Genomic DNA, 14,335 nt, shown 5'->3' with positions numbered 1-14,335 from the left:
CGCACAACCATGATGTGAGTGTTTATCGGTTAATAACAAACTGTGCGCTGTGTCGAAGAGTGACACTTTTCCTGATATTACGGCTTTTACAAGTTGATAACACTGTATACTATTTAATCATTATTTTCTGTCAGGGATTATCTGTCACACAAGGTTTATGGCCGAGCGTTCCCGAGTCGGCCACGGCGCGCGGGCGTGCTCATCGGCATTTTGACAGCGGCCTGCAATGACTTTCATGAAAGGAGACAGAAATGGCCATTGATACAACAGGAAACCGTGTACAGCCAGGGGAATACGGGTCTGCACTCACGCTGAAACCACGTTATGATAACTTTATTGGTGGTGCCTGGGTGCCACCTTCGGGCGGGGAATATTATGTCAATCTGACCCCTGTCACGGGGCTGCCTTTGTGTGAAGTGGCCAGCTCCAGTAACCGTGATGTCGATCATGCACTGGATGCGGCGCATAAAGCCAGTGCGGAGTGGGGGACGCTGTCTGCGCGTGAGCGTGCACAAATCCTTAACCGGATTGCCGATCGCATGGAAGCCAATCTGGAGCTGTTAGCCAGTGCGGAAACCTGGGATAACGGCAAGCCTATTCGTGAAACCCGTCATGCCGATGTGCCGCTCGGTATTGACCATTTCCGTTATTTCGCCGCCTGTATTCGTGCTCAGGAAGGCGCAATCAGCGAGATTGACCACGATACCGTCGCTTACCATTTTCATGAACCGCTGGGGGTGGTCGGGCAGATAATTCCATGGAATTTCCCATTGCTGATGGCGTGCTGGAAGCTGGCACCCGCACTGGCGGCAGGTAACTGCGTGGTGTTAAAACCGGCCAAATTGACGCCGCTGTCGGTGTTGCTGTTGATGGAACTGATTCAGGATGTGTTGCCGCCGGGCGTTATCAATGTGGTGAATGGCGCGGGAGGGAAGATTGGTGAATACCTTGCGACCTCACCACGCATTGCCAAAGTGGCATTTACCGGTTCAACCGAGGTTGGCCAGCAGATAATGGGTTATGCGGCCCAAAACGTCATCCCGGTCACGCTGGAGCTGGGTGGCAAGTCACCCAATATTTTCTTTGCCGATGTGATGGATAGGGAAGACAGCTTTTTTGACAAAGTGCTGGAAGGCTTTTCGCTGTTTGCCTTTAATCAGGGCGAAGTGTGTACCTGTCCGAGTCGCGCGTTGGTTCAGGAATCCATCTATGAGCGTTTTATGGAACGCGCTATCAAACGGGTAGAGGCGATTCGTGTTGGTAATCCGCTGGATAACCAGACCATGATGGGCGCACAGGTGTCGTCAGGCCAGTTGGATACTATCCTTAACTACATTGATATCGGTAAAAAAGAAGGGGCGGAAGTGCTCACCGGCGGGCAGCGCAAAATTCTGCCGGGTGATTTAGCTCAGGGGTACTACCTGGAGCCGACGATTCTGTTTGGTCAAAACAGTATGCGGGTGTTTCAGGAGGAGATCTTCGGCCCGGTGCTGGCAGTGACGACGTTTAAAACACCGGAAGAGGCGCTGGCTATCGCTAACGATACACCTTACGGTTTAGGCGCTGGAGTGTGGAGCCGCAACTCCAATATTGCTTATCGTATGGGACGCGGTATTCAGGCGGGCCGGGTCTGGACGAACTGCTATCATGCTTATCCGGCTCACGCGGCATTCGGCGGTTATAAGCAGTCTGGCATCGGGCGTGAAACCCATAAGATGATGCTGGAACATTATCAGCAGACCAAATGCCTGTTGGTTAGTTATTCGGAAAAACCGCTCGGTTTGTTCTAATCAACTTACCGTAGATGCACCTTGTTGCAGACATACTACCTTGCCGGGCTGCCAGCGCAGCCCGGTTTTCTGTCTCGGTAAACAGTAACGGCGTGCTGCGCTGTCACTAAAGCCGTGGTATCACGGTTGAGACAATCAGGCCGGTACTCGCCAGGAGTCATAGTAGATATGCTCAACCTGGAAGTTGACATCATCTTTGTCATCGCTCAGGCGGTTGGCGATAGTAAAGGCAAAATCGAATGCCACGCCGAGTCCTTTGCCGCTAATCAGGTTACCGTCTTCCACCACTTTTTGGTCGACATACACGCCGTCGGTGACATCTTGCCATAAGTCACCAGAGCAGACGTAGCGGCGTCCTTTGAGCAACTGATTGCCGCCGAGCACTCTGGCTGCGGCTGAACACAGTGGGCAGATAAGCTTACCGGCTTCATCGTGGCGGCGGATAAATTCTGTTACCAGCGGGTTGGCGGCGAGATTCACCGTACCCTGCGGGCCGCCAGGGATCACGACCGCATCAAATAGCTGGTCCATTTTTCGCTCCAGCAGCGCATCCGCGAACATACGGATATTGTGGTAGCTGTGTAGTTCCAGTCGGTCATGGCAGGAAAGCAGCGTGACATTCAGCTTGGTACGATGCAAGACGTCAATCACCATAATCGCTTCTGCTTCTTCAAACCCAGGAGCCAGCAGAATGGCAACATTCTTGGCCATAATATCTCCAGCAATCATCAAAAAAAGGGGAGGGCACGTTATGCCGCCAAGGATAGCAAAGAAACGAATTTCAAATGAAACGTTGTTTTAATATTGAGCGGTGGGTCGCGTAATCGGGGTTTCCTCATCCCCATGAGTAGCGAATAGCGCTATACTTACTTCCCTATTGCCTGCTATTGCCAGCCTGCGCTCCAGCCGCATAGTCGTCATATCGTTCCCGGTGATTTACTTCATATAAGAGCGAATAACGCTGACAATTGCTTCCAAATCAGCAGAGCGTTCGCTCGGGTCAGCCTCTTCATTCATCAGGTGGCTGCGGATATGACCTTCTAAAACCTCGCCCATCAGGCCGTTGACGGCTCCCCGAATAGCCGCAATTTGTTGCAGGATATCCAGGCAGGAGCGCCCACCGCCATCCAGCGCTTTTTCCAGCGCTTCTGCCTGACCTTTGATACGTCTAACGCGCGTGAGCAGTTTTTTCTTGTCATGAATGGTGTGTGGCATTTCAGCTCCCATCTTGTCTGGCACTATACTGGGGTATAGTATATTTCATCACTTTACTTTCAGACGGCCCTGACATGACAGTCTGCTTTGGACGCTAACTATGACGGATTTTTCCTTACTTTTGCAGCAGGGCGTGGCGAATGCCTGGCTATTTATCCCCAGTGCGATGTTGTTAGGGGCGTTACACGGGCTGGAGCCAGGCCATTCCAAGACCATGATGGCGGCGTTTATTGTGGCGATCCGCGGTACGGTGCGCCAGGCGGTGATGCTGGGGCTGGCGGCGACGTTATCCCATACTGCCGTCGTTTGGTTGATTGCGTTTGGGGGAATGTACCTGAGCCAGCGTTTTACGGCCCAGAGCGCAGAGCCTTGGTTACAACTGGTGTCCGGTGCGATTATTTTGACTACCGCGGTGTGGATGGGGTGGCGTACCTGGCGCGAAGAGGGGGTGTGGCGGAACCATCGGCATGATCACTATGACCATCACGACCATCACGACCATCACGACCATCACGACCATCAACATGTGCATTCTCATGCTGGTGATGCCCATCACCATACGCCACAGGCTGAGTATCAGGATGCGCATGAGCGAGCCCATGCCAATGAGATACGCCTTCGTTTTGCAAATCGCGAAGCAAGCAACCTTCAGATTTTACTGTTTGGCTTAACGGGGGGCTTAATCCCTTGTCCGGCGGCCATTACCGTGCTGCTGCTGTGTATTCAGGTGAAGGCTTTTACGCTGGGTGCGGCGCTGGTGGTGTGTTTTAGTGTTGGCCTTGCCTTAACACTGGTTGCCGTTGGTGTGGGGGCAGCGCTGAGTGTGCGCCATGCCAGCCAACGCTGGCCGGGATTAGCGGTGCTGGCACGCCGCGCGCCCTATTTTTCCAGCCTGCTGATTGGTGTAGTGGGGGCGTATATGTTGCTGCATGGCTGGGTGAGTTTGCCTCTCTAGCCAAGGGGCCAGCACCGTTTGTCGGGCGTCTTTTTTAGGCTTATCATCGGCGAGAAGCCGCCCGCGCGAATTTTTTTCCTGAAATGCCCCCTCTTCTCTTCCGGTCTGCTGGAAAAGATGTTTAAATTATCAATCATAAATTCTGCATAAATATGCATTGATGCGTGATGGCTAATGTCATCGCTTTGCGTGTACGGCATCGAGCGTGCTTCAATGCATCACCAGATAGTGCGTAACCCGGCGGCAGGGCTGTTAAGCTTAGCGCCATCGAAATCAAGCAGGGATTAATAGTTATGACGACGATTTTGAAACATCTTCCGGTGGGCCAGCGGATCGGTATTGCTTTCTCCGGTGGTCTGGATACCAGTGCGGCATTACTGTGGATGCGTCAGAAAGGTGCGGTGCCTTATGCTTATACCGCCAATCTGGGGCAGCCGGACGAGGATGACTATGAGGCGATTCCGCGTCGTGCCAAAGAATATGGCGCTGAAAATGCTCGCCTGATCGATTGCCGCAAACAGCTGGTAGCGGAAGGCATTGCGGCAATTCAGTGCGGGGCGTTTCACAACACCACGGGTGGCATGACCTATTTCAATACCACCCCGCTTGGCCGTGCGGTAACCGGCACCATGCTGGTGGCTGCGATGAAAGAAGACGGCGTGAATATCTGGGGCGACGGCAGTACGTACAAAGGTAACGATATTGAGCGCTTCTACCGTTACGGCCTGCTGACCAATGCGGAACTGAAAATCTACAAACCCTGGCTGGATACCGATTTCATCGATGAACTGGGTGGCCGTCAGGAGATGTCCGAGTTTATGACGACGTCGGGCTTTGACTACAAAATGTCGGCAGAAAAAGCCTACTCTACTGACTCCAACATGCTGGGTGCCACGCACGAAGCGAAAGATTTGGAGTTCCTGAATTCCAGCGTGAAAATCGTTAATCCGATCATGGGCGTGAAGTTCTGGGACGAAAACGTGCTGATTGCGGCAGAAGAAGTGACCGTGCGTTTTGAGCGCGGTCATCCGGTGGCGCTGAATGGTCAGACCTTCACTGACGATGTGGAACTGCTGATGGAAGCCAATCGCATCGGCGGGCGTCACGGTCTTGGCATGAGTGACCAGATTGAAAACCGTATTATCGAAGCGAAAAGCCGCGGTATCTATGAAGCGCCGGGCATGGCGTTGCTGCACATTGCCTATGAGCGTCTGGTGACCGGTATTCATAACGAAGACACCATCGAGCAGTACCACGCGCATGGTCGTCAACTGGGTCGCCTGTTGTATCAGGGCCGCTGGTTCGACCCGCAGGCACTGATGCTGCGTGATGCGTTGCAGCGTTGGGTGGCCAGTGAAATCACCGGTGAGGTGACGCTGGAACTGCGCCGCGGTAACGATTACTCCATTCTGAATACGGTTTCGGACAACCTGACCTACAAACCCGAACGCCTGACGATGGAAAAAGGTGAGTCGGTCTTCTCGCCGGATGACCGTATTGGCCAGTTGACCATGCGTAATCTGGATATTACTGATACCCGCGAGAAGCTGTTCAACTACGTGGAAAGCGGTTTGATCTTTTCTGGCAGTGCAGGTTTACCGCAGGTGGCGAACCCGCAATTACAGGATAAGTCGTCTAAATAATGTACTGAAAAAGTAAAAAAGCAGGGGCATCGTCATGATGCCCTTTTTTGTCGCCCGCTGTTTTGTCCGTTCGTTTTGCTTTTAGTGATGGCTGATCAGGTGCTTCTCAAAGCGCCCCAGCAGGGTGCGCAGCAGGGTTTTTTCTTCTTCACTAAACAGCGATAAAATATCGCGTTCATTTTCCACATGCTCTTCGACCACGCGGTTTATCAGGGTAAAACCTTCATCGGTCAGTTGAATGTTAACGGAACGGCGGTCACCCTCAATCGGCATTCTGCGTAACCAGCCCGCCTGTTCTAGCCTGTCCAGCCTGCTGGTCAGGGTACTGTTGTTAATCATTAACGCGTTGACAATCTGTGATGGGCTGATGGCATAAGGCGCGCCGCGTCTGCGTAGCGTGGCCAGAATATCAAACTCGCGGGCGCTAAGTTTGTATTTGCTAAACACTTTATCCAGTGCGCGGTCAATTAACAGGCTGACGCGAGACAGTGAGCCAATCACCAGCATGGGTTCTACATCAAGATCAGGGCGTTCATTGCGCCATTGCTGAACAATATCAGAAACTTCAAGATAACGAGCCATTAGAATTATATCCTTGAATAATAATAAAAAAGCATTCCTTTTTGTGAGCGGCGCAGAGGGGCTGCGACACCACTACTGTAATATTCTGGAAAAAAATATTCAACGTAATATGTTGTTGACACGTTAATTACGCATGTGTAAATTACGAAATCGTAATATACAGTGTTGTTTACCGGTATCACAGGGTGTGATGCGACACGATCTTGGATGATCAAGCGTTAGCTATCAGGAGAACTGCACATGGATGTGCGCCTTCTGTAGGCCGGGGAAGCAATGTGCTTCAGGCTGGCAGGAGCTGGCAAGCTGACTCCTGCTATTTAACAGGAACAGTTCGAGGAAGGTTCATCCCGTGAAACTCAAAGATTTCGCTTTTTATGCCCCCTGTGTCTGGGGAACAACGTATTTTGTCACCACCCAGTTTCTCCCTGCTGATAAGCCGCTGCTGGCTGCGCTGATTCGCGCATTACCCGCCGGTATTATTCTCATTTTGGGCAAGTCGCTTCCTCCCGCCAGTTGGTTATGGCGGTTGTTTGTATTAGGTGCGCTGAATATTGGTATTTTTTTTGTGATGCTGTTTTTTGCCGCTTATCGCCTGCCTGGTGGGGTTGTGGCGTTGGTGGGCTCGTCACAACCGTTAATTGTGATTCTGCTTTCTTTTCTGTTACTCACTCAACCGGTGCTAAAAAAGCAAATCATTGCCGCCGTGGCAGGAGGGATAGGCATTGTTTTATTGATCTCATTGCCGAATTCCCCGCTGAATCCCGCCGGATTAATCGCTTCCGTTTTAGCGACGTTCAGTATGGCATCAGGCCTGGTGCTGACTAAAAAGTGGGGGCGTCCTGCGGGAATGACGATGCTGACATTTACGGGCTGGCAGCTATTTTGCGGTGGTCTGGTTATACTGCCAATACAGATGCTGACTGAACCGTTGCCGGATATCATCACCCTGAATAATATTGCGGGGTATTTTTATCTGGCGATCCCAGGCTCATTACTGGCCTATTTTATGTGGTTTTCCGGCATTGAAGCCAATGCGCCGGTGATTATGTCGATGCTCGGTTTTCTCAGCCCGTTGGTGGCTCTGCTGTTGGGTTTTCTCTTTTTGCACCAAGGGTTATCAACCGCTCAATTAATCGGTGTGGCGTTTATCTTCTCTGGGATTATTATTGTTCAGGATATTCCATTGCCGGGAAGAAAGAAAAAATCAGTAGCAAATCTGGACTCTGTCTCATAGCAGTGAAATTATAATCAAGGGAATTATTCTTAGGGTGTCAGTGATGATATGACACGATATAGCTAACATATTTCTCTTTTGATAATTGACCTGTGCTGGTCTTTCAGTTAAGCGATGATCTGGTTATTATCATGAAAAAGTCACATAAGATAATATAAAGGTAATATATTTAAATTATCATACCGATAGCTAATATCTTGCAGACAGCCAACGTGTTTTTTTATTTAATGGAAAATGATAAGGCACAATAATATCCGTCATTTTTTAATGCGGGTATTATGTGGTGATAAATCAGGATGTATTATCATCAAGGCTTAAATTAGCGCTAATCGGGTAAGTTATTCATAAACTGTGGGTTTATCACCCTATCAGTTGACCCAACACAGGAAGATACTCTCACCTTATTAAACATGGGTGAGAGCCTGAAAATGACATCAGGATAAGGAGAGCGTATGTCTAAAAAGGATTTGTCACATCGACTGTTGCGATTTAGTGATGAGGTAAAAGAGGCGTTACATACGGGGCAACCGGTAGTGGCGCTGGAGTCTACCGTCATTGCCCACGGTTTGCCTTACCCTGAAAATGTAGCGACCGCCCACCGAATTGAGGCCGCTGTTCGTGCTGAGGGCGCAATACCGGCAACGATTGGCATCGAAAACGGCCAATTCTTGATTGGCATGACGGATGAGGATATTGACCGTTTTGCGTCGAGCAAAGGTGTACCCAAAGCCAGTAGCCGTGACATTCCGGTTATTTTAGCCCAGGGCGGCAGGGGGGCGACAACCGTCGCTTCTTCACTGGTGGCGGCCGATCTTGCTGGCATCCCTTTTTTTGCCTCGGCGGGGATTGGCGGCGTACACCGTGGCGCGGAAAAGTCGATGGACATTTCCGCTGACCTGATTCAGTTCACGCGTTCCAGGGTGGCAGTAGTGTGTGCGGGGGCGAAAAGTATTCTTGATCTCGGCCTGACGCTGGAATACCTGGAAACACAGTGTGTGCCGCTTATTTCTTACCAGTCTGATGATTTTCCTGCCTTTTATTGCCGTTCAAGTGGTTTTCCCAGCCCGCACCGGGTAGATGATGCCGCCACGATTGCCCGCGCTGTTGAATTACACTGGGCATTAGGCAATCGCAGTTCGGTGCTGATTTCTCACCCTATCGATGAAAAGGACGCCATTAACAGCGATGAAGTGGAAGCCATTATTCGGGAAGCCGCGTTACAGGCGGAACAAGAAGGTGTGCGCGGGCCAGGTGCAACCCCTTATCTGATGCGGGCGGTGGCGAAAGCAACACAAGGGCGTACGGTAAAAGCCAATATGTCGGTGCTGATTAGCACCGCTGCACTGGCCGGTAAACTGGCCTGTGCGCATACTGAGTATTTGCGGCAACAGCAACCGGCATAAGGACATGTCTATGAAGCCACTGGTTATTTTTGATCTGGACGGCACGCTGGTTGATACCCCGAGTGGTATTGTCAGTGCGTTTATTTCCGCATTGCACAGTATGGGCATTGCGTTTGAGGATGAACGAGCAATTCGCGCCACTATCGGTTTACCGCTGGAGCATGCGTTTGCACAACTGTTAGCGATTGCGCCTGACGATGAACAGGTGGCGGTGGCGGTACGCTGCTATCAATCCGCTTTTCGTGAGCAGGTATTGCCACGCGCAAGGGAACTGGTGTTTCCCGGTGTGGTTGATGGACTTACGCTGTTAAAGCGCCAGGGGTATTCACTGGCGGTGGCGACCAGCAAAGTGCTGACCAGCGCGCAGGCATTATTAGAGGCGGCCGGGTTGTGGTCGTTCTTTGATCTGGTTTTGGGAGCCGATTCAGTCACACATCCTAAGCCTGACCCGGAAATGGGCCTGCTGGCCATGTCGCGCCTCGGCGCTGAGGCGGCAACGACGGTTATGGTAGGCGATACCACACATGATTTATTCATGGCCCGGCAGGCGGGAATGTCCGCAATTGGCGTGACATGGGGTATTCACTCTGTTTTTCAATTAGAAACGGCACAGCCGCAGCTCATTGTCGATACATTTAGTGAGGTAGTCGGGGCTGCCCACGCATTATTAACCTTACCTTCTTCCCCGATGTCTTATTGTTGATTCAATATGTTTTTTTCTTGATTTTAAATAATGATGATTTCATTGCCGGGTCGTATGACTCTATTCCCGATGATGTATTGGAAACGTGAGTTTGGAATAAATTTATACGATGATTTTTCAGTGTTGAAATATGAGGGTTGAGCAGGAGAAATATTTTTCTGAAGGTTTTATCCCTGTGTGTAAACCGGCTTCGTCGCATTTTTAAAATGCTAATGGGCTGATAATATATCTGTTGGTAGAGGCATGAGAATTGTAATGGACAACAACATCTCGTATCACGCTTTTAATTATCCTGTTTTGGTATTGAATAAAGGATTGCTGCCAGACAATGATGCCATGTCACAACGCCGTTATGTGTTGTCGGCATTAATATTGGCAATATCGCGCCTTACCCGGCATGAAGAATTGATAGTGGGTTTTGCGCTACCACAACAAGAACAGAACGATTGGCAACGTATTGCCGGTGTTCAGCAACACATGCTGGCGTTAAACCTGCATGTGAATAGCACCACGGCACTGGCCGGGTTTAGCCATGCTATTGCGGCCTGGTTAAGGCCTGACCGGGTGTCTGATGAAAACCCTATTGGTGCCAGCCTGTTAACACTCAAGGATCACCATTCGCTGCACGAGGTAGCTGACCTGACGCTTTATTGGCAGCCGCCGCAAGATAATGACCCGGTGCGGGCGATAGCGTGCCATGTGCATGAGAGTGACGAAGCCTTTAGGGTGACGCTGCGTATTAACCCCGAGCGTTTTTCTGGCGTGGCGATGCAGCGCCTGCCTGCGGTTTGGCAACTGATCACCACCTTTATCGCCCATCATCCGGCGGCAACGCTGCGAGACATCCGCCTGCTGGATGACACCGAACTGCAACGCGTATTGCATGACTTTAACCAGACCGACCGGCACTGGCCCGGACCGGTACATCTGGTTGATCAGCTAAAACAGCGCGTCATGCAGCATCCGTTGCGAACCGCGGTGGTGTTTCGGGAACATGCGCTGAGTTACGCCGGGCTCTACCAGCAAGCCGGCGCGCTGGCTCACTATTTGCGGGCCAATACCACCGCAGATAATCCGTGTGTCGGGTTGTTCGTTGAGCCCTCATTGGCCTTGATGACGGGGGCCTGGGGCATTCTCATGGCCGGCTGTGCCTATCTGCCGTTGTCGCCGGAATACCCGCAAGAGCGGCTGGCCTATATGCTGGAAGACAGCCGTACCACCCTCGTTTTTACCGAACCACATTTACGTGAAACCCTGCTGGCGCTGGCCCCGCCGGGGGTAACAGTGGTCACGCCACAGGATGTTGAGGCGTTTATACATGCACAAGGGAATGTGTTAGCGCAAGCGCCTGCGCTGGCGATTGACCCGCACGATTTGGCGTATGTGATTTACACCTCTGGCAGCACCGGTAAACCCAAAGGGGTGATGGTTGAGCACCATAGCATACGCAATCAAATGTGCTGGCTGGCAGAGACGTTTGCACTGAACGAAGAGACGGTGATTTTACAAAAAACACCGATGAGTTTTGATGCCGCGCAATGGGAGATTCTGGCTCCAGCGTGTGGCTGTCAGGTGGTTATGGGGGAACCGGGCGTATATCGCAACCCGGAACAACTGATAGACATGCTGGCGGAATTTCAGGTCACCACATTGCAATGCGTTCCCACGCTATTGCAGGCACTGCTGGACACTGAGCGCATGGCCGAGTGCCGGGCTCTGCGGCAAATTTTTAGCGGCGGTGAGGCGTTGCAAAAACATCTGGCGCAGGCTTGCCTGGATTCTCTGCCCGAATGTGAGCTCATCAACCTGTATGGCCCGACCGAGTGCACCATCAACAGTTCGGCCTTTCGGGTGGCGCGTGAGCGGCTCAACGCCGGGCCTGATACGTTATCCATCGGTAAGCCGGTGGCAAACACCCGTTATTACATTCTCGATAACTGCCTGACGCCGGTGGCGCTGGGGCAGGTCGGGGAGCTGTATATCGGCGGAGAGGGCGTGGCGCGTGGCTACCTGCATCGTGAGGCATTGAGCGCCGAGCGCTTTATTGCTGACCCGTTTACCCATGCTGACCCGCTGGCCCGGCTCTATAAAACCGGCGATCTGGCCTGCTGGAATGACGATGGTACGGTGCAGTACATTGGCCGGGCCGATAATCAGGTCAAGCTGCGTGGTTATCGTATCGAGCTCGATGAAATTCGCTCAGCGATTGAAACCCACCACTGGGTAAAAACGGCCGCGGTTATTCTCAAACAAGACCCGTTCACCGGCTATCAGAACCTGATTGCGTTTATTGAGCTTAATGCGCGCGAGGCCGCGCTGATGGATCAAGGCAATCACGGCACACATCATCAATCCAAGGCGAATAAAGCGCAGGTGATGATGCAACTGGAGAACAAAGGCTGCCGGGAATTTCCGGCTGACAGCCAGCCTTATACGCTGGCGCTCCCCGGTAAGCAGCCGGATGAAAAGCAGGCCAGCACCGCCTTTTCGCGCAAAACCTATCGCTTTTATGATGCCGGTGCGGCGAGCCGTGAGGATATTCTGGCACTGCTGCGCGCGCCACTGCTGACGGTAACGCCCCGCCAGCCAGAGAGCCTGACGTGGCAGGAGCTGGGTTACGTTTTACGCTACCTTGGCCAGTTCACCAGTACCGAGCGGTTATTACCCAAATACACCTATGCCTCGCCGGGGGCGTTGTACGCCACACAGGTCTATCTGGAGCTGAATGCCATCGCCGGTTTATCTGCCGGACACTATTACTACCAGCCGGTGCACCATCAACTGATTCGCCTCAGTGAGCAGGTGTCGGTTGCTCCAGGCAGCCTGCGCCTGCATTTCGTCGGTAAAAAAAGTGCCATTGAACCTATCTACAAAAACAACATTCAGGAAGTGTTGCAAATGGAGATGGGGCACATCATTGGTATGTTAGACCATGTGTTGCCGGACCAAGGGTTAGGGGTAGCGGTGTGCGATACCCCGGCAACCGGCCCGGCGGCGCTGGCCATTGACGCACAGGACTACTATCTGGGCGCGTGTGATGTGTTGTCCGGCCCGCGTCTGCCAACCGATGACGACCTGGATATTTATGTTCAGACGACGCAGGTTCCGGTCGCTGGCCTGCCTGCTGGCACTTATCACTATCAGCATGGCGAACTGCGCTATCTGGCCGCCGACGTGATTGAGAAAAAACAGGTTATCGCCATCAATCAGGCGGTGTATGAACGCAGCTCTTTTGGCATCAGCCTTGCCAGCCGCCGCGAGGGCTGGCCGGGGTATGTACATGTCGGGCGTAAATTGCAGCAGTTACAGATGAATGGCCTGAATATTGGCCTGATGTCTTCCGGCTACAGCTCGGAAACCGGTCATGATCTGCCTGCGGCCCGCCGTTTCTGGCAAATTCTGGGGCAGCGCACCGGGCCGTACTATTTCTTTATCGGCGGGCGCATCAGTGATGAGCAAAAACACAGTGAAGGCATGCGGGAAGACACCGTGCACATGAAAGGGCCTGCGGAGATAGTCCGTGATGATTTGGCTTCGTTCATGCCCGATTACATGATGCCGAATAAAGTGTTGCTGCTTGACGACATGCCACTGACGGTCAACGGCAAGGTTGACCTGAAAGCGCTGGCAGAGCGCGATGTTGCTCTGGTGCAAAAGACTCATGTCGCACCCCGTAACGCACTTGAGCGTCAGGTGATGGCTATCTGGCAGGCGAAACTCAAGCGTGATGAGGTGTCGGTGGATGACAATTTCTTCGAGTCCGGTGGTAACTCGCTGATTGCTGTCAGCTTTATCAATACGCTTAATACCACGCTGAACGTTAACCTGCCGTTGCAGGTGCTGTTTCAGGCTCCGACGATTGAGAAACTGGCAGCCCGTCTGGGGCGTGAGCAGCAAGAGCCGGTATCCCGCCTGGTGCCGTTGCAGCCAAAAGGGCGTCAGGCTCCGATTTACTGCTGGCCGGGGCTTGGCGGTTATTGTATGAACCTGCGTTTGCTGGCGCAGCAGTTAGGTACGGCGCGGCCATTTTTCGGCATTCAGGCACAAGGGATAAACCCCGGCGAAACGCCTTACGCCACCATCAGCGAGATGGCCGCGCGCGATATTGAACTGATTCGCGCCCATCAACCGCACGGGCCTTACACGCTCTGGGGCTATTCGTTTGGTGCCAGAGTGGCGTTTGAAACCGCCTGGCAACTGGAGCAGCGTGGTGAGGTGGTTGAAGGCGTGTTCCTGCTGGCTCCCGGCTCACCGAAATTGCGCGACGACCGCATGATTGCCCAGAGCCGCTCGGCCGACTTCGATAACCCGGACTACCTGACGATTCTGTTTTCCGTGTTCATGGGCAGCATTACCGATCCGGCGCTGGAGCAGTGTCTGGCATCGGTGCGCGATGAGGCAGGGTTTGTGGCCTTCATCACCGGGCTTAACCCGACGCTTACTGACGCACTGGTACAACGTATCAGCCGGGTTGTGGCGCAAACCTTTGAGTTCACTTACACCTTCAGTGAGTTGCAGCAACGGCAATTGAAGGCCCCGGTGACGATTCTTAAAGCGCAGGGGGATGATTACTCGTTCATTGAAAGCCACAGCGGTTTCTCTGTGCAGGTGCCCACGGTGATGGATTTGCGCGCCGATCACTACAGCATGCTCAAAGCGCCGGGCATTGCCGAACTGGTTGAGGTGTTGCAGTACCCATTACAGGCGGCCCGGCAGGCGGGCTAAGGGACGGCGGGAGAGTGGGTTATCTCTCCGGTATGTGCTCCTCACCTGGTGGGGAGCACTGCATTTCAGATACTCCCCCATACTC

General features: G+C 52.6%; 10 protein-coding genes. 7 read left to right on the top strand and 3 right to left on the bottom strand.

The window, feature by feature from the left end; genetic code table 11:
• Nucleotides 1-251: 251 nt before the first annotated feature.
• Nucleotides 252-1,790: an acetaldehyde dehydrogenase ExaC gene (exaC, locus tag DAQ1742_RS19745; protein WP_035338986.1), complete on the top strand. Its 1,539-nt coding sequence runs from the start codon at nucleotides 252-254 to the stop codon at nucleotides 1,788-1,790.
• A gap of 135 nt (nucleotides 1,791-1,925) precedes the next feature.
• Here the strand turns inward: exaC and DAQ1742_RS19740 are convergent, their stop codons facing one another.
• Nucleotides 1,926-2,501, bottom strand: coding sequence for a DJ-1/PfpI family protein (locus tag DAQ1742_RS19740; RefSeq protein WP_035338988.1), 576 nt, complete (start codon nucleotides 2,499-2,501; stop codon nucleotides 1,926-1,928).
• A 225-nt stretch (nucleotides 2,502-2,726) separates the two neighbouring features.
• Nucleotides 2,727-3,005: a metal/formaldehyde-sensitive transcriptional repressor gene (locus DAQ1742_RS19735; RefSeq protein WP_035338990.1), complete on the bottom strand. Its 279-nt coding sequence runs from the start codon at nucleotides 3,003-3,005 to the stop codon at nucleotides 2,727-2,729.
• Nucleotides 3,006-3,105: 100 nt separating this feature from the next.
• Here DAQ1742_RS19735 and DAQ1742_RS19730 point away from each other — a divergent pair, with 100 nt between their 5' ends.
• Nucleotides 3,106-3,960 (top strand): nickel/cobalt efflux protein RcnA, encoded by an 855-nt coding sequence (locus DAQ1742_RS19730; protein ID WP_035338992.1) that lies wholly within the window; start codon nucleotides 3,106-3,108, stop codon nucleotides 3,958-3,960.
• Between the two features lie 293 nt (nucleotides 3,961-4,253).
• Nucleotides 4,254-5,603 (top strand): argininosuccinate synthase, encoded by a 1,350-nt coding sequence (gene argG, locus DAQ1742_RS19725; RefSeq protein WP_035338996.1) that lies wholly within the window; start codon nucleotides 4,254-4,256, stop codon nucleotides 5,601-5,603.
• An 81-nt stretch (nucleotides 5,604-5,684) separates the two neighbouring features.
• Here the strand turns inward: argG and DAQ1742_RS19720 are convergent, their stop codons facing one another.
• Nucleotides 5,685-6,185 (bottom strand): MarR family winged helix-turn-helix transcriptional regulator, encoded by a 501-nt coding sequence (locus tag DAQ1742_RS19720; RefSeq protein WP_035338998.1) that lies wholly within the window; start codon nucleotides 6,183-6,185, stop codon nucleotides 5,685-5,687.
• Nucleotides 6,186-6,534: 349 nt separating this feature from the next.
• Here DAQ1742_RS19720 and DAQ1742_RS19715 point away from each other — a divergent pair, with 349 nt between their 5' ends.
• From DAQ1742_RS19715 to DAQ1742_RS19700, 4 genes are all read left to right on the top strand, one after another.
• Nucleotides 6,535-7,419, top strand: coding sequence for a carboxylate/amino acid/amine transporter (locus tag DAQ1742_RS19715; RefSeq protein ID WP_035339000.1), 885 nt, complete (start codon nucleotides 6,535-6,537; stop codon nucleotides 7,417-7,419).
• A 452-nt stretch (nucleotides 7,420-7,871) separates the two neighbouring features.
• On the top strand, nucleotides 7,872-8,822 hold the full coding sequence (locus DAQ1742_RS19710; protein WP_035339002.1) for a pseudouridine-5'-phosphate glycosidase: 951 nt from the start codon (nucleotides 7,872-7,874) through the stop codon (nucleotides 8,820-8,822).
• Between the two features lie 10 nt (nucleotides 8,823-8,832).
• Complete coding sequence (locus DAQ1742_RS19705; RefSeq protein WP_035339004.1) at nucleotides 8,833-9,525, top strand: HAD family hydrolase; 693 nt, start codon at nucleotides 8,833-8,835, stop codon at nucleotides 9,523-9,525.
• A 255-nt stretch (nucleotides 9,526-9,780) separates the two neighbouring features.
• Entirely contained in the window at nucleotides 9,781-14,250 is a 4,470-nt protein-coding gene (locus tag DAQ1742_RS19700) for an amino acid adenylation domain-containing protein (RefSeq protein ID WP_035339006.1), read from the top strand.
• Nucleotides 14,251-14,335: the final 85 nt, after the last annotated feature.

It is taken from the genome of Dickeya aquatica, from assembly GCF_900095885.1.
In the GTDB taxonomy this organism is placed as follows: Bacteria; Pseudomonadota; Gammaproteobacteria; order Enterobacterales; family Enterobacteriaceae; genus Dickeya; species Dickeya aquatica.
This window is presented reverse-complemented; position numbering and strand designations above follow the sequence as displayed.

Excerpts from the sequence above, each read along its gene's own strand:
- DAQ1742_RS19740 (WP_035338988.1), bottom strand. The coding sequence starts at position 2,501 with ATGGCCAAGAATGTTGCCATTCTGCTGGCTCCTGGGTTTGAAGAAGCA.
- exaC (WP_035338986.1), top strand. The coding sequence starts at position 252 with ATGGCCATTGATACAACAGGAAACCGTGTACAGCCAGGGGAATACGGG.
- DAQ1742_RS19720 (WP_035338998.1), bottom strand. The coding sequence starts at position 6,185 with ATGGCTCGTTATCTTGAAGTTTCTGATATTGTTCAGCAATGGCGCAAT.
- DAQ1742_RS19710 (WP_035339002.1), top strand. The coding sequence starts at position 7,872 with ATGTCTAAAAAGGATTTGTCACATCGACTGTTGCGATTTAGTGATGAG.
- DAQ1742_RS19730 (WP_035338992.1), top strand. The coding sequence starts at position 3,106 with ATGACGGATTTTTCCTTACTTTTGCAGCAGGGCGTGGCGAATGCCTGG.
- DAQ1742_RS19735 (WP_035338990.1), bottom strand. The coding sequence starts at position 3,005 with ATGCCACACACCATTCATGACAAGAAAAAACTGCTCACGCGCGTTAGA.
- DAQ1742_RS19705 (WP_035339004.1), top strand. The coding sequence starts at position 8,833 with ATGAAGCCACTGGTTATTTTTGATCTGGACGGCACGCTGGTTGATACC.
- DAQ1742_RS19700 (WP_035339006.1), top strand. The coding sequence starts at position 9,781 with ATGGACAACAACATCTCGTATCACGCTTTTAATTATCCTGTTTTGGTA.
- argG (WP_035338996.1), top strand. The coding sequence starts at position 4,254 with ATGACGACGATTTTGAAACATCTTCCGGTGGGCCAGCGGATCGGTATT.